Here is a 16,325-nt window from a genome sequence, read left to right as displayed (position 1 = left end):
GGCTCCCTGGTCGTTTTGGAAGAAGCATGAAAATTCTGATCGTTGGGCCAAGCTGGGTCGGTGACATGGTGATGGCGCAGACGCTGTTCCAGTGTCTGAAACAGCGCCATCCTGAATGCGAAATCGATGTGCTGGCGCCCGAGTGGAGTCGTCCGATCCTGGAGCGCATGCCCGAAGTACGCGCCGCACTGAGTTTCCCGCTGGGCCATGGCGCCCTCGAACTGGCGACCCGTCGCCGGATCGGCAAGAGTCTGGCCGGCCAGTACGACCAGGCGATCCTGCTGCCCAACTCGCTCAAGTCGGCGCTGGTGCCGTTTTTCGCCGGTATTCCCAAGCGCACCGGCTGGCGGGGCGAGTTCCGCTACGGCCTGCTGAACGACGTGCGCGTGCTCGACAAAGAGCGCTATCCATTGATGATCGAGCGCTTCATGGCTCTTGCGTACGACAGGGACGCGGAACTGCCGCATCCTTATCCCAAGCCGAGTCTGCGCATCGACGCGACCAGTCGCGATGCGGCGCTGAGCAAGTTTGGTCTGGTACTGGACCGCCCTGTGCTGGCGCTGTGTCCCGGTGCGGAGTTCGGCGAGTCCAAGCGCTGGCCGGCCGAGCATTATGCTCAGGTCGCGGACGCGAGGATCCGCGAAGGCTGGCAGGTCTGGCTGTTCGGCTCCAAGAAAGACCATCCGGTCGGTGAGACCATCCGCGAAAACCTGATTCCGGGTTTGCGCGAAGAGTCCGTCAATCTGTGCGGCGAAACCTCGCTGGCCGAAGCCATCGATCTGCTGTCGTGCGCCGACTCTGTGGTGTCCAACGACTCGGGCCTGATGCACGTGGCCGCGGCCCTGAACCGTCCGCTGGTGGCGGTCTACGGCTCGACATCCCCCGGTTTCACGCCGCCACTGGCCGATGAAGTCGAGATCGTGCGGCTGGGCATCGAATGCAGCCCTTGTTTTGATCGGACGTGCCGCTTCGGGCACTACAACTGCCTGCGGCTGCTGGAACCCGATACGGTGATTCAGGCACTGGGCCGCATGGGCGCCACGCCGGTGGAGGTCAACTGATCTTGCGGGTATTGCTGATCAAGACCTCTTCGCTGGGTGACGTGATCCATGCGCTGCCGGCGCTGACCGATGCTGCCCGGGCACTGCCGGGCATCCGCTTCGATTGGGTGGTCGAGGAAGGCTTCGCCGAGATTCCCACCTGGCATCCGGCCGTCGACAAAGTCATTCCGGTAGCGATCCGCCGCTGGCGCAAGAACCTCTGGCAGACCTTCAAATCCGGGGAGTGGAAAGGTTTCAAGCGCAGCCTGCGCCAGAGCCGCTACGATCTGGTGATCGATGCGCAGGGGCTGTTCAAGAGTGCCTGGCTGACACGTTATGTCGACGCGCCTGTGGCCGGTCTCGACCGGCAGTCCGCCCGCGAGCCGCTGGCCAGCCGCTTCTACGACCGGCCGCTCGCCGTCCCCCGCGACCAGCATGCGGTCGAGCGACTGCGTCAGTTGTTCGCTCAGGCGCTGGGCTATCCGTTGCCGGCCGGCATTGGTCATTACGGCCTCACGCGTCCGGCGGTGCCTGAAGATGTCTCGTCCGAACCCTTCGTATTGTTTTTGCACGGCACCACCTGGGATTCGAAGCACTGGCCGGAGCTGTACTGGCGGCAACTGGCCGAGTTGATGGGCCGACGCGGGCTGCAAGTGCGCCTGCCCTGGGGCAACCCGGTGGAAAAGGCCCGTGCCGAGCGCATCGCCGAAGGTCTTGCCCATGCGCAGGTTCTGCCAAGGCTGAATCTGGCCGGCGTGGCCGGGGTGCTGGCCAGCGCCCGGGCGTGCGTGGCGGTGGATACCGGCATCGGTCATCTGGCGGCAGCGCTGGATGTGCCGACCATTTCCCTGTTCGGTCCGACCAATCCCGGCCTGACCGGCGCCTACGGGCAATCCCAGCTGCATCTGGCGGCGGATTACCCAGGCTGCGCGCCGTGCCTGCAAAAGAAATGTACTTACCAGCCGACCGCTGAGGATCAGCGCCGGCTCGACCTGAAGCACGAGTGGCCCGTGTGCTTCACTCCCTTGAATCCCGAGCGAGTAGCGAGCCAGTTGGGCGCGCTGTTGCTGGCAAAGGAAACTCTCTGATGCAACTGGCATTCGTGCTGTACAAATATTTTCCGTTCGGCGGTCTGCAACGGGACTTCATGCGCATCGCGCTGGAATGTCAGCAGCGCGGTCACCAGATCCGCGTCTACACACTGATCTGGGAAGGCGATGTGCCGCCCGGCTTCGAAGTGCTGGTCGCGCCGGTCAAGGCCTTCTTCAACCATCGGCGCAATGAAAAGCTCAGCGCCTGGATGGCTGCGGATCTGGCGCGGCGCCCGGTGGACCGGCTGATCGGCTTCAACAAGATGCCGGGCCTGGACGTCTACTACGCGGCCGACGGCTGCTTCGAAGACAAGGCGCAGAACCTGCGCGGTTCGCTGTATCGCCAGTGGGGACGCTACCGGCATTTCGCTGAATACGAGCGGGCCGTGTTCGCCGAGGACGCGAAAACCCAGGTGCTGATGATCTCCGAGGTGCAGCAACCGCTGTTCATCAAGCATTACAACACCCCGCTGTCACGCTTCCACCTGTTGCCGCCGGGCATTTCCCAGGACCGTCGCGCACCGCCGGATGCCCCGGAAATTCGCGCCGCGTTTCGCAAGGAATTCGGCTTGGGCGACGACGACCTGCTGCTGGTGCAGATCGGCTCCGGGTTCAAGACCAAAGGCGTGGATCGCAGCCTCAAGGCGCTGGCCTCGCTGCCGTCCGAACTGCGCAAACGCACCCGCCTGTTTGTAATCGGTCAGGACGACCCCAAGGTATTCCAATTGCAAAGCACGGCATTGGGGCTGGGGGATCAGGTAACGTTCATGAAAGGTCGTAGCGACATCCCGCGTTTTCTGCTCGGCGCCGACCTGTTGATCCATCCGGCGTACAACGAAAACACCGGCACGGTGCTGCTCGAAGCGCTGGTCGCCGGGCTGCCGGTGCTGGTCAGCGCGGTCTGCGGATACGCGCACTACATTGCCGAAGCCGACTGCGGGCGAGTGCTGGACGAACCGTTTGACCAGAGCCAGCTCAACAGCTATCTCGCGGGCATGCTCCACGACAATGCGGCGCGTGCCGCCTGGAGCCGCAACGGCCTCGCTTATGCTCAGACAGCGGACCTCTACAGCATGCCGCAGCACGCGGCGGATGTGATTCTGGCGGAGCACTATCGATGAAACTGTTCCTCGCTGAACCCTTCAAGAGTCTGTGGGCCGGACGCGATGCCTTCGCCGAAGTCGAAGCACTGGACGGCAAGGTGTATCGCGCCCTGGAGGGCCGCCGCACGCTGCGTACCGAGGTCGACGGACGAGGCTATTTCGTCAAGATCCACCGCGGCATCGGCTGGGGCGAAGTCGCCAAGAACCTGATCACCGCCAAGCTTCCGGTGCTGGGCGCCGGCAAGGAATGGCAGGCCATCGCCCGTCTTCATGAGGTCGGCGTGCCGACCATGACCGCCGTAGCGTTCGGCGAGCGGGGCAGCAACCCGGCTGCCCAGCATTCGTTCATCGTGACTGAAGAGCTGGCGCCTACCGAAAGCCTGGAAGATCTGAGCCGCAACTGGCGCGAGCAGCCTCCGGAGCCGCGTTTGAAGCGAGCGCTGATCGCCGAGGTCGCGCGTCTGGTCGGCATGATGCATCGCGCCGGGGTTAACCACCGTGACTGCTACATCTGCCACTTCCTGCTGCACACCGACAAGCCAGTGACCGCCGATGATTTCCGCCTGTCGGTCATCGACCTGCATCGTGCCCAGACCCGCTCCGCGACGCCGCTGCGCTGGCGCAACAAGGACCTCGGCGCACTGTATTACTCGGCGCTCGATATCGGCCTGACCCAGCGCGACAAGCTGCGCTTCCTGAAAGGTTATTTCCAGAAACCGCTGCGGCAGATTCTGACCGAGGAAGCCGACCTGCTGGTGTGGCTAGAGCGCAAGGCGGAAAAACTGCTCGATCGCAAGGTGCGCTACGGAGGCGCGCTCTGATGGCGGGTTGGTCGCTCGACCCCGAGTATGCGTTTCTAGAAGCGGATTTCGGCAGCCTGGACGCGGTGTTTGCCCTGGAGGGTGAACCTCTGACCCGTGATCCGTTGTCGGAGGTCATTCGTGTCCGGCGCGACGGCGTCAACTACTACGTCAAACGCTACAGCGGCGCGGGCAAAGGGCTGCGCCGTTATCTGGGCAAGCCTCGGGTCAAGTCCGAATGGCAGAACCTCAAGCGCTTCGCCAAATGGGGCATCGCCACCGCCGATGTGGTCGCCTGGGGGCTGGAGCGCAATGGCGCGGCCTACGATCGCGGTGCGCTGATTACCCGTGAATTGCCCAATACCGAAGACTTGTCGGTGCTTGCCAAACGCAAGGACCCCCGATTGGGCGACCGGGCGTGGGTAGAACGTATCAGCCGGCAATTGGCGACCTACACCCGCGCCATGCATGACCGGCACTTCACCCATAACGATCTGAAATGGCGCAATCTGCTGGTCGACGATCAGGACCGGCTGTTCTTCATCGATTGTCCCAACGGCGCGTTCTGGTGGAGCTTCATGTTGCGTTACCGCATCACCAAGGACCTGGCCTGCCTGGACAAGCTGGCGAAATATCATTTGTCGGCGACTCAGCGCCTGCGCTTCTACCTGCAATATCGCCAGCGCGCCCGCCTGAATGCTTCGGACAAGAAGCGTATTCGCCATATCATCCGTTTTTTCGAGGGGCGCGAATGAGCGTTTTCATCGCCAGTGCCGACCGACCGCTGCTGGAACGCCACGGCTTGACCGATTTTCAGGCCTTGTGGGACGTGCGGCTCGACGCGGTCGACGAGCCCAATACAGGGCGCGGCGGCTGGAGCAGCGTGTTCCGCCTGGACCTTGAGGGTCAGGGTTTCTATCTCAAGCGCCAGAGCAATTACCTCACCCATACCTTGCACCACCCGTTCGGCGAGCCCTCGTTTTCCAGAGAGTTTCGTAACATCAGCCGCTACCAGAAGCTGGGGATTCCGGCGTTGCAGGCTGCGTTCTATGGAGAGCGCAAGGTCAACGGCGAGCGCCGCGCAATCCTGATGACCCGCGCTCTGGATGGCTGGACCGATCTGGAGGCGGTGCTCGATCAATGGCCGGACCTCGCCTCACCGCGTCGCGCGGCTATCCTCAAGGCATGCGGCGAGCTGGCGCATACGTTGCACCATGCCGGTCAGGTCCATGGCTGCTTTTATCCCAAGCACATCTTCCTGCGACAGCAGGGCGACGCGTACCTGGCGCAGCTGATCGATCTGGAGAAAACCCGTCCGGTGCTGTTCGGCCGGCGCGATCTGATCAAGGATCTGGAGCCTTTGCTGCGGCGCGCGCCGATGTGGGGCGATGCCGAACGACGTCAACTGCTGGCAGCCTATCTACGGGCGGACGTCGACAGCGCCCAGGTCGACGCCTGGAGCGCCCGGCTAGGCCAGCGCGAGCAGCACAAGCGTGATCCCCGACACCAGAAAGAGAGCCGCTGATGCGTTTGTCCGAACTCAAGAACGCCGGGCGTACTCCCGAAGTGCCCATGACCTTGACCCTGGCCGATGCGGCGGGCTCCGCGGACCTGCAACTGCTGTCGTTGCTGCGCGTCTTGCCCGGACAGCGCTATGTCGGGGCCGGCATCTGGCGCGGCAGGCCCGTGCTGGCCAAGTTGCTGGTCGGCGCCAAGGCCGCCCGGCATTTTCAGCGTGAACTGAGCGGCGTGCGGCTGCTGGCTGAGCAGGGGATGACCACGCCTCTGCTGCTGGCCGATGGGCTGGTGGAAGGGGAAGGTGGCTGGCTGCTGTTCGAATGGCTGGAAGACGCGCCGAGCCTGGGCGACGCCTGGAAGCAGGTGGAACAGCTGGCGCCGCTGGCCGATGAACAGCAGGTTGTGTTGGGCGAGGCGTTAGCGGCCATCGGGCAGTTGCACGCCAAGGGGCTCTGGCAGGAAGACCTGCATCTGGACAACCTGCTGCGTCATGCCGGCCGGCTGTATCTGATCGACGGCGCCGGCATCTGCGTCGAACAGGCCGGCACGCCGCTGTCGCGTCAGAAAGTGCTGGAAAACCTGGGCGTGTTCTTCGCGCAATTGCCCAAGGCCTTCGAGCCCTTCACCGAAGAGTTGCTGGTCCATTATCTGTTGAGCAATGCCGAACATGCCTTGCCGCTGGAAGCGCTGCAAAAGCAGATCGACAAGGTCAGAAGCTGGCGTCTCAAGGATTTCCTGAACAAGACCGGACGCGAGTGCACGGCATTCAGCGTTATCGACACGCCGTCGATGTTTCAGGCGGTTCGTCGTGAAGAGCAGAGCGCCCTGGTGCCTGTGCTGGACCGGGCCGATGCCTTGATCGAAGGCGGGCACGTGTACAAGACCGGTGGTTCGGCCAGTGTTGCACGGGTCGAAGTCGAAGGCCGCGCGCTGGTGATCAAACGCTACAACATCAAGAATTTCAGCCACTGGCTCAAGCGCTTCTGGCGTCCCAGTCGCGCCGCGCACTCCTGGCGAGAGGGCAATCGGCTGATGTTTCTGGGTATCGCCACGCCCAGGCCGCTGGCAATACGGGAACCGCGTTTTCTGGGCTTGCGCAGCAAGGCTTATCTGCTGACCGAGGCATTGAACGGTCCCGATATCATCGAGCGTTTTGCCCCTTATGTGGAATCCGGCGAGGTCCCTGAAAACGAGTTGCAGGCGCTGGATCATCTGTTCGAGCAACTGATCCGCGAGCGGATCAGTCATGGCGATTTCAAAGGGCACAACATCTTCTGGCATGAAGATCGCTGGGCGCTGATCGACCTGGACGCCATGCAACAGCACAGCACCCAGGCTTCGTTCGCGCCTGCCTTCGCCCGCGACCGGGCGCGCTTCATGCGCAACTGGCCGCAAGACAGCGCGTTGCACCGGTTGCTGGCGCAGCGCCTGCCTTCCCAGGCATAGGCTCCTGGCGTTACACAGAACCCAGTCTGTGACGCATGGACATCAACCGGAGGTCTGAGTCCTCGAGCGCCTTTATCAAGGCCTCGATGTCGTCATAAGGCTGGAAATGCACCGCTGTCCAGCTGGGTCGGTCCACGTACAGCTTTCCATCGGCGTTTGTCATGACCGGGGTGTGATGAATGGTCGTGTCGCGAGATCTGTGGATGATGACGTACAGCCCGCTTTCCGTTTCCTCGACCATGAACATTCCCGGACGATGCAGCTGCTGTGCGGGAGACAGGAGGACTGAGCGTCGGGGTGCTGCCAAAGCTTCTATTTCCACCAGGTAGTCGCCTTTCACTTGCGCGGTCTCGGTGCTCAGACCGATTCTGAATCTTTCGCCCGGGTCATGGCTTATTCCTCTGGATTGCCCGATCGACACATCCCTGACGCGCACCCCGATTCCACCTTCCAGTTCGGCAAGACCCGGTATGAGCTTCTGGAAGGTGTTGGAATGACTGTTTCCTACCAGAGCGATCCACTTGTGCGGGCCCATGACCTCCTGATGCTTGCGGATGGTACGTGAAGCAAAGTAATTCATCATTTGCTCTCGGGTCGTGGGGGCCTCATTGGGAATGCCCTTGAGGTGATAGCTCGCGGCACAATCGATGGCGCGAATCTCGATACCGTTCTGCTGCGCTTTGACCACCAGTTGCTCGAAGGTATAGATTCCAGTGGGGTCAGTTCGATGGCCGCGGTCCATTATTTTCAGGTCGTGCAGTAGGGTCTTGCTCATCTGCCCGGTCTCGAAAAAGCGATCCAGATCGGCCTGATGCAGATCCGTCATCAAATGCTCCAGATACAGCGTTTTGACTTTTTGCTTCGATAAGGTTGGCAAGTTATCGATGATCAACTGCTTGCTGGCTATTGATGCATGTTCTTCGCCAATCACCACGCCATCAGTATGCTCGTAGAGCTTTGCGAGAAACTCCGGCAACGGTGTCTGTGGCTCAATGACGGGCATGATCGGGCGCGGCGGCAGTTCAGCACTCACGACGCTGCGGGCATCTTGTTGCAGCTTTTCGCGTACCGCGAAAAACAGGTCTCTTACCCCGGCCTGTTCCGTATCGGGCACAGAATAGTTCTGATCCAGTCCCTTGCGTTCCAATTGAGCCAGGCGGTGCAACGTGTCTCGGTGTTCGAGCGGGATTTCATATTGGCCGTCTGCCAGTGACTGCTGGATTGGCGTCAACGGGCTGTTGGGTGCCCAGTGCTCGGGTTCTACACGTACCCAGCCGTCGACACCGTGCCAGCGGAATCCATATGCGCCCGCCCAGCGTTCCCCGGCTTCTTTCGCAAGCGGGCTACCCACTTCTCTGAACAGGACCGCGTCAACCGTGGTGCTTTTGGGCAGGACGGGGGCGGGAGACAGGACCAGCGGGTTGACGAATTCGAGCGTAAAATCGGGACCGGTCTTCGCACTGGTTGCCGTGGCGCTCCGAGCATTCGTGATGATCCGCGTGGGGCGTTCGCTCGAAACGTCACGAATATGAACGCTGGGCACACCTTCCAGTTCGGCAATGCCGGGAAGTCGATGCCCAGTCGTGGCAAGGTCTTCATCGAGCAAGGCCACCCAGCGTCGTGTCGGATCTGCCGCGACATCAGCGCTGATGATCTTGTGACCAAAGAAGGTGCTCATTTTCCGGCTTGCCGCAGTATCGTCAGCGGCCCGGATTACCGGATGCAGCCTGTGTGGATAGCTGATCGACGAGCTGAACGGACGGACTTCAATGCCATGTTGGTGAGCGGCCTTGATCAGATGGTAGTAATCGTATTCGGTGGTCCCGTTATCCAGTGCCTTCTCATTGACGTGCTCCAGGTGGTGCTTGAGCTCGCGGGAGCCTGACCGGGTTTTCTTGCCCAGCTTGCGGTACTTGGCAAGCTTGGATGCATGCTTGTCGGTGAATACATGTTCTAGATAGAGGATTTCCACACGCTCTTTGACCAGCGACGGCATGTTCTGAATCAGCATACGCTTGCTGGCGACCGATTTTGCCGTTTCGCTCAGGACCACGCCGTTGCTGTGTTCGAACAGGCGTTCAAGAAACGTGTCGAGCGGAGTGTCGGGGGTAACCGTTGGTAATGACGGACGCGGCGGCAGTACCGGAGCGTCGAAGAATTTATTGGCGTCCTGGTACAGGTTTTCCCGCAGCCGGGCGAATTTGTGGCGCACTTGCAGGAACACACTTTCGAAATACTCAGGTGCCAGGTTGACCGGGTTGAACGACTCTCCGGTGATCAGGGTATGCATGTGCTGCCGCAGCGGTTCGGGTAGTTCGTGATCGCTCGGGGTATTGCTTGCGCTTACCGCACCTTCCTCAGTCAGCGGTCGGTAACTTGCCGGACTGTCCAGGCCGCCGCCTTCCAGCCGCAGGCGATCGGCAAGCTGCCATTTGCCGTGCTCATCAAGACGGACCGGCCGTTTCCCGAAAAATGCAAATGGATTCTCCGGATCGATAATCTGCCAGAGGCGCATCTGGGCATCGTATTGCACCTCGAACGTCTTGCCGGACAGATCGATGTAGTACTTGCCCTTGACAGGGCAAACACCTTTGGCGTGGCCTTCGGTCAGGCGCGGCAATGCGTGCAGGGAAATATCGACCTCGAATGTATCGCGTGTAGCCAACGCGGGGTCGATGTCCCTGCCTGTGGTTGAAGTCGAAGGTTGTTTGGGCAGGGCGGCTTCACGCTTTGCGCGCAAGGACATCTGTTCGTGATGGGAACGTGCCGGATCAAGATCTTCGTAATGGGGCAACGCACGCGATTTCTCATACCAGCCTGCCGGAAACAGATCCTCGTAGCGGGGCAGGGAGCGCACGCTCGTTGTGCCAGGGACCGAGACTGGGTCAGGAGGCAGAGCGAGTTGGCGTATCACCTTGCCAAATCCTTTGAGGCCGTATTTCAGATCACCTCTGGCCCCGTAAGAGTTGATCATGGCGCTCACGATATAGGCACAAGCGGTTTCGGTATCGCCATCACGCAAGGCACGAAGCGCGCGTACCGAGTCCACGGTCGCCAACATTGCGCCAACCGCGAAGCTGGCCAGCGGGAACGGCAGCGTGACGACAGTGGCAATTATTTCGGCGCTGGTCCAGATCAACCCGGCCAGCATCTCGCTCCGTCCTCGGGTCGAGTCCTGCACGTCGCGGATCTTGCGTAGCACAGGGCGGTTGAAGCAGGTCTCGGCGAAATCGGCAATCGACTCCCTTGGCAGGAAGGGGGCGTTTTCAGGATGTCCGTCCCGCATGTCGCGGAGGTAAAACGACAGGGCTTTTCTCGCTGCGAATCGGCACCTGTCCTTGTAATAATCGATCATGCCGGGTGCATGAAGCGACTCAACAAAGCTGCCAAAGGGCCGGAATTCAACTCCGTCGGGAGCTTGCGGGGTATACAGCAGCGCTGCCAGCCTGACGGAGGTGGGACGTACAGCGAAACACCCCTGGACAGTTTCCACCTCGGTTAGAGCGGGGACGACCAATTGATCGATGCCGGACAGCCTCGAGGCGATCAGTGGTTTGTCTATATGGATCTGCAGCGGATACAGCGGGTATCGCTCGCGGGTTGCGGCATCGTTCAGATGCGCGTGATTGATGGAGTCTCGGAGCCACTGGTACTGAACCGTGTCGATATCGCCCTTGAGCAGGCTGCGCAAAGCCGCGGCCCGCATTTGAAGCTGGGTAATCGACAGGCTGGTCTTGCGACGGTACTGGTAACCCGCCGAGCTGGCATCGAGCAAGGAGCTGCTGATGAGCGCGATGTAATCATCGCCTAGCCATTTGCCGCGAACCGAAGCGGCGACTTTCTGCGGTGACAAGGCTTGCAAATCGACGCCTTCCGGACCGGAGAAGGTTGCATGCGTGTCGGCAGTGCTTTTGATCAGGCCAAAGGTGTCGTCATAGCCATCGAGCAGAAGGCTGGTATAGGTTACCGTCTCACGTTCGCTGGTGATGACAATGTGATCGGGGTCTACGCTGCCGACCGGAACATTGAGCAATCTGCTGATCTGGATGCTGGCCTGATCATGGACATAGTCTTTGAACGGCTGGATATGGGTATGCGGCTTGGCGTCGTAATTGCGTACCGCCGCGCTGGCCGCATCTTCCAGGGCTTGCAGTTCCTGGCGCTGTGCCAGGCTGGCTGCCTTGTACCACTGCGGGGTGTGGCGCTGCTGTTCGGACTTCGCCACTCGCGCATGTTGCTCGACGAAGACTTGCAAGCCGTCTTCGAGACTCGACAGATCGACCAGCTCCAGGAAGTCCTCGGCGGCGTCAGGGATGCGCGCGAGCGCTTCCAGCCGCGAAGCGAGCGATGTGCGAGCTTCGACCTCAACCTGGTTGAGCAGAAAGTCGCGCAGTGCTTGCGAGGCGGTCCAGCTGACCAGTTCGCTGCGCAGTTGAGCTTCATGCGCGAATGCCCAGAAGCATCGGGAAGAAGGCGTATCCAGCGCGATCATGATCAGCCGGCCCGGCTGCCCTGTCGGGGCTTCCCTGTGCAGGACGAGCAGTTTGCTCATCGGTTGATGGTGCAACCGGATCTGCTGGACTCGTACCTGCGGGGCAGGCGCGTCCTTATGAGCCATCGTCGCTTCCACGATCAGGAAATCGTCGGCGCTGAGATGGCCTTGCAGTTTTGCGGCGTAAGCCTGGGCGTTGATCTGATCGCGGAACAGAGCACGCATGAGCTGCTGGTGATGATCTTTGCGGTATTCCCCTTGCTGGAATGTTTCAAAGTTCACTCGCAGGTCCAGCTCTTCAACCACCTGAGCCACGTAGGCAGGCGTCAGTGACGAATAGCTCGCCTCCAGCGGCGCTTCTGCCCGTGTGAAAGTCGTACCCGTCAGAAACTCCGAGCCCGACAGACGGTCGCCAGGCTGTAGGCCGTACAGAGCAAGCTCCGTCAGGCTGCGCTTCAGCGTATACGGCTCGCCGGTAACCGGGAGGGTTCGGTGCGTGGAAACCGCCACTGTGTCTGGGTCCAGGTCGTAGCCCAGGTCGTTGGCCAACCGGGTGCTCAATTGCGTCCGGGCGAATTGCTCTGCGGATGCGGCGGCGTTCAGCGCGCGGACCGTATCCATGCGCGTCTCGTCATAGCGCTGCATGCGCTCGGCATAGGCGGCCTGGTCATCCTCTGATGCGAATCTGAACCACTCCGGCAATTTGCGCCGATACTGCTTTTCCAGCTCCACCAGCTGTCTTCGCGCCAGAATGGCGCCCGGCCCGAGCAGGCCGCGCAGGCGGATGACATCCCCCAGTCGGCTCTGAAGGTGCTTGCCCCCGGAGGAAAGTGCCGAGGCACAGATATGACGGACGTCTGCGCGCTGTTTGACGAGCAGGCGGTCAATGGCGTGCGCATACAGAGGGGCGTAGAGAGGCGTCAGAACCACATCGGCTGCCGTAAAAGGTTCAAGGTGCGCGTCCGGGTCGCTGCCAACCTCGGCCAGCACATCCTGCCAGCTTTGGTGGAAGCAGTGGAGCAGCGCATCTTTCAGCAGTGGGTCATTGAGCCACTTGACCACGGTCACGCGCATTTCTTCCAGATCGCGAAACCCGGTTGCGCCGACACCGGGCAATACCAGCAAAGTGTGGCCCTGCTCATGGCGCATGACCAGCGCTCCGGCCACCTCGACCTGTTCCTTCTCTTGCAGTCGCACATGCAGAGAAAAGCTTTCCGTCAGGATGCTGGTCTGAAAGTCCGGGGAACTGTCCGCGGGCAGGCAGGCTTTGTGTTCAGGCAGGAGATCTCGATCGAAGATCTTGACGTTCAGGTCGTCGCGCAAGGTCTGCTGCATGCCGGCGAGGAACTTCCTGTAGCGAGTTTCGCCTGACGCGCTCGTTGCATTCCAGTAATCCTCAAGACGTTGCAGCAAAACGGACGTCTGACGTTCCAGTTCCAGACTGTCCGCCGCTGCCACTGCTTTGAGGACGTCATCAGGGGCTGGCAGCGCTTCGGTTTCCTGGCGAAGGGCATCATTCAACTTTTCGAGATTTTGCAGGGCAGCGAATGCTGCCGGGCCGGTATCGCCAGGGAAGGCGGGGGTAGGGTGCGGTGTTGCCATTGTGTCGAGCTTTCCGTTGATCGCTTGGGTATGAAGCCGATCCCTGCATCGGATCGGCCGTGATGAGCTCAATCAATCAGAGGCGGAGGGTCAGGGGCGGTACATAGTTATCGCACCGTAAAAAATATCTGCCAGCGCCATGCCGCATGGCAGAGCGGGTGCGGCGGTGATATTTCAGCCCGCGCCAAACGGTCAGTCATTACGCTATAATCCCGCCCTTTAGCTGCCCCCGGTCGACCTTGCGGGGCACACATTTTCCGGGCGCTCGCCGCCCGCATGCAGACTAAAGAGGCTGAACCCCAGTGGCATTGACGATCCTTGGCCTGTCCGGCGCCCTTAGCCATGATCCTTCGGCTGCGCTCTACATCGACGGCAAGCTGGTAGCGGCTGCCGAAGAAGAACGCTTCGTTCGCGACAAGCATGCGAAGAACCGCATGCCCTACGAATCCGCGAAGTTCTGCCTGGAACAGGCAGGCATCAAGCCTTCCGATGTCGATGTGGTCGCCATTCCGTTCGCGCCCATCAGTCTGTTTGGCAAGGCTCGCTGGCACTACGCCAAGCGCTACTGGTATGCCCCTGATCGCGCGCTCGACGCGCTGCTGATGGGCAACCGCCGCTACAAGCGCTATCGCAACAAGATCGTCTGGTGCCTCGAACAACTGGGTTTCGATCCGAAAAAGATCAAGATCGAGCCGGTCGAGCACCACCTGGCCCACGCGTCAAGCGCCTACCACTGCTCCGGTTTCAAAGAGAAAACCGCGATCATGGGCATCGATGGCAAGGGTGAATACGCCACGACCTTCTTCGGCTACGGCGAGAACGGCAAGATCCACAAGATCAAGGAATTCTTCGATCCGGATTCGCTGGGCGGCCTGTACGGCGCGATCACCGAATTCCTCGGCTTCGAAATGCTCGACGGCGAATTCAAGGTCATGGGCATGGCGCCCTACGGCGACGCCAGCAAATATGACTTCTCGCGTCTTGCAAGCTTCGAGAACGGCGAGCTGGTGATCAACACCGAGCTGGCCAATGTCATCGGCCTGCGCCGCTACAAAGAAAACGGCAAGGGCTTCTACTTCTCGCCAAAGCTGATCGAGTGGCTCGGTCCCAAGCGTGTCGGCGACGTCGCCGATGAGCCGTACATCCATTACGCGGCCAGCATGCAGGCATTGTTTGAAAAGCTCGCGCTGCAAATGATGGATCACTACCTGGGCGACATCCTCAAGGAAACCGGCAAGATCGCGTTCGCCGGCGGTTGTGCACTGAACGTCAAGCTCAACCAGCGCATCATCGCCCGTCCGGAGGTCAAGGAGCTGTTCGTGCAGCCGGCTTCCGGCGACGCCGGCACCGCGGTAGGCGCCGCGGCCTATGTGTCTCACGCCCGTGGCGTGCCGGTGGAGAAGATGGAACACGTCTATCTTGGCCCGGCCTACAGCAACGAAGATGTGATCGCCGCCTGTGCGCGTCACCCGAGCAAGCCGAACTGGCGCAAGATCGAGAACACCCCGGAGCGCATCGCGAAAATCATGGTCGAGGGCAATCCCGTGGCCTGGTTCCAGGGCCGCATGGAGTTCGGCCCGCGCGCGCTGGGCGGCCGTTCGATCATCGGCTGCCCGAGCGTTGCCGGGGTCGCCGACCGGATCAACCACCAGATCAAGTTCCGCGAGCGCTGGAGACCGTTCTGCCCGTCGATGCTCGACACCGTTGCGCCGCAGATGATCAAGATCGATCACCCGGCACCCTTCATGACCTTCACTTTCGAAGTCGCCGAAGAGTGGAAGACCCGCGTGCCGGAAGTCGTCCACGAAGACGGCACGTCCCGCGCCCAGGTGCTCAAGCGCGAGTACAACCCGCGCTACTACGACATGATGAAGGCGCTGGAAGACCTGACCGGCAACGGTGTGTCGCTCAACACCTCGCTCAACCGTCGTGGCGAACCCATGATCTGCTCGCCGACCGACGCATTGAACATGTTCTTCGGTTCCGACCTGCAATACCTGATCATGGAAGACATCCTGGTGGTCAAGGATGGCGTGGAAACCTATGACGCGGCCGAGTGAGCGCCACGTACTGCAGTTCTGCCACGGCTATGACGGGCCGTTTCTGGACTGCGCGCGGCAATACGCCAGTCTGTTTGCCGGCAAGGGCTACCGGGTCACCACGGTATTCCTGACCGGCGCGTCCGATCCGGATGTTGTCGCCGACTGTGGCTCGGACGAGGTGCTGTTCCTGGAATACAGCTCCAGTGCCATTCGTGGCCTGAAGCTGGGGGCGATCCGCGACATGCGCAGGATCGCCGCCTCGCGCCCGTTCAGCTTCTGCATCGCGCACCGGTTCAAGCCGGTCTACATCGCGATGCTCGCCACTCGCCTGCCGATCATCGGCGTGCACCATGCCATCGGCGATTACCAGCGACGTACCCGAAAGTTGTTCGCACACCTGTTCCGCAAGCGCCTGAGCCTGCTCGGTGTTTCTGACGCGGTGCGCGACGACCTGCGCAAGCACTTGCCCAAATGGCCGGCCGAGCAGATCCAGACGCTGTACAACCGGGTCGACATCGAGCAGCTGCAGGGCAGCCAGTTCAGCGCCGAGGACGCCAGGGCCGAACTGGGCCTGCCCCATGATGCCTGGATCGTCGGCAACGTCGGACGCCTGCATCCCGACAAGGATCAGGCTACGCTGCTGCGTGGCTTCGCACTTGCCTTGCCGAACCTGCCGGCCGGCAGCCGGCTGGTGATCCTCGGGAAGGGACGACTCGAAGAACCCCTAAAGGCTCTGGCGCTGGAGCTGGGCATCGGCTCGCAGGTGTTGTTTCTGGGCCAGGTCCCCGAAGCGCGTCGGTATTTCAAGGCGTTCGATGTCTTCGCCCTGAGTTCCGATCATGAGCCCTTCGGCATGGTGCTTCTGGAGGCCATGGTCGCGGGCGTGCCGGTGATCGCCACAGCATGCGGTGGTGCCCGGGAAGTGGTCGAGGGCGTAGGGCTGCTGTTCGGACTGGGCGACGCCGAACAACTGGCGCGCGGGCTGACTCACCTCGCCGGTCTGGATGACGCTCAGCGGCAGGCCTGTGCCGAGCAGATGCTGGCGCGGTTGCGGGAGCGTTTTTCCGATCACGCGGTGAGAGAGCTTTTCTGGCGCTTGCCTCAGGTGATCCGTCTTACCGCAAACCCTGACGTCTGATCGATCGCCAATGCCGATCTACCTCCTTTCAAGCGGCTGTGTGCGGATGCGAC

General features: G+C 61.3%; 10 protein-coding genes. 9 read left to right on the top strand and 1 reads right to left on the bottom strand.

From position 1 onward, the window contains the following. The first annotated feature begins 26 nt into the window (after positions 1–26). The 7 genes from waaF to TRP66_RS14160 are packed head-to-tail and all read left to right on the top strand — an operon-like array spanning position 27 to position 6,998. Positions 27–1,061: a lipopolysaccharide heptosyltransferase II gene (waaF, locus tag TRP66_RS14190; RefSeq protein ID WP_333403708.1), complete on the top strand. Its 1,035-nt coding sequence runs from the start codon at positions 27–29 to the stop codon at positions 1,059–1,061. A 2-nt stretch (positions 1,062–1,063) separates the two neighbouring features. Beyond that, positions 1,064–2,128, top strand: coding sequence for a lipopolysaccharide heptosyltransferase I (gene waaC / locus TRP66_RS14185; RefSeq protein ID WP_333403706.1), 1,065 nt, complete (start codon positions 1,064–1,066; stop codon positions 2,126–2,128). Beyond that, on the top strand, positions 2,128–3,252 hold the full coding sequence (locus TRP66_RS14180) for a glycosyltransferase family 4 protein (protein ID WP_333403704.1): 1,125 nt from the start codon (positions 2,128–2,130) through the stop codon (positions 3,250–3,252). The genes waaC and TRP66_RS14180 overlap by 1 nt, the downstream gene beginning before the upstream one ends. Beyond that, on the top strand, positions 3,249–4,055 hold the full coding sequence (gene rfaP / locus TRP66_RS14175) for a lipopolysaccharide core heptose(I) kinase RfaP (RefSeq protein WP_333403702.1): 807 nt from the start codon (positions 3,249–3,251) through the stop codon (positions 4,053–4,055). Before TRP66_RS14180 ends, rfaP begins: the two co-directional genes overlap by 4 nt. Beyond that, a complete protein-coding gene (locus TRP66_RS14170) occupies positions 4,055–4,789 on the top strand; it encodes a lipopolysaccharide kinase InaA family protein (RefSeq protein ID WP_333403700.1) in 735 nt (244 codons plus the stop codon). Before rfaP ends, TRP66_RS14170 begins: the two co-directional genes overlap by 1 nt. Continuing rightward, positions 4,786–5,559 carry a lipopolysaccharide kinase InaA family protein gene (locus TRP66_RS14165; RefSeq protein WP_333403698.1) on the top strand — a complete coding sequence of 258 codons (774 nt, stop codon included), beginning with the start codon at positions 4,786–4,788 and terminating at the stop codon, positions 5,557–5,559. Before TRP66_RS14170 ends, TRP66_RS14165 begins: the two co-directional genes overlap by 4 nt. Then, positions 5,559–6,998 (top strand): lipopolysaccharide kinase InaA family protein, encoded by a 1,440-nt coding sequence (locus tag TRP66_RS14160; protein WP_333403696.1) that lies wholly within the window; start codon positions 5,559–5,561, stop codon positions 6,996–6,998. Before TRP66_RS14165 ends, TRP66_RS14160 begins: the two co-directional genes overlap by 1 nt. A gap of 10 nt (positions 6,999–7,008) precedes the next feature. Here TRP66_RS14160 and TRP66_RS14155 read toward each other — a convergent pair whose 3' ends face one another. Beyond that, complete coding sequence (locus TRP66_RS14155; protein WP_333403695.1) at positions 7,009–13,092, bottom strand: membrane-targeted effector domain-containing toxin; 6,084 nt, start codon at positions 13,090–13,092, stop codon at positions 7,009–7,011. A 302-nt stretch (positions 13,093–13,394) separates the two neighbouring features. On the opposite strand from TRP66_RS14155, the gene TRP66_RS14150 reads away from it, so the two are divergent. Beyond that, positions 13,395–15,152, top strand: a complete 1,758-nt coding sequence (locus TRP66_RS14150; RefSeq protein WP_333403693.1) for a carbamoyltransferase family protein — start codon at positions 13,395–13,397, stop codon at positions 15,150–15,152. Further along, positions 15,136–16,272 carry a glycosyltransferase gene (locus tag TRP66_RS14145; RefSeq protein ID WP_333403691.1) on the top strand — a complete coding sequence of 379 codons (1,137 nt, stop codon included), beginning with the start codon at positions 15,136–15,138 and terminating at the stop codon, positions 16,270–16,272. The genes TRP66_RS14150 and TRP66_RS14145 overlap by 17 nt, the downstream gene beginning before the upstream one ends. Positions 16,273–16,325 lie beyond the last annotated feature (53 nt).

The organism is Pseudomonas sp. JDS28PS106, from assembly GCF_036706555.1.
GTDB lineage: Bacteria > Pseudomonadota > Gammaproteobacteria > Pseudomonadales > Pseudomonadaceae > Aquipseudomonas.
Note: the sequence above shows the minus strand (reverse complement) of the source record. Positions and strands in the feature narration are given on the sequence as shown.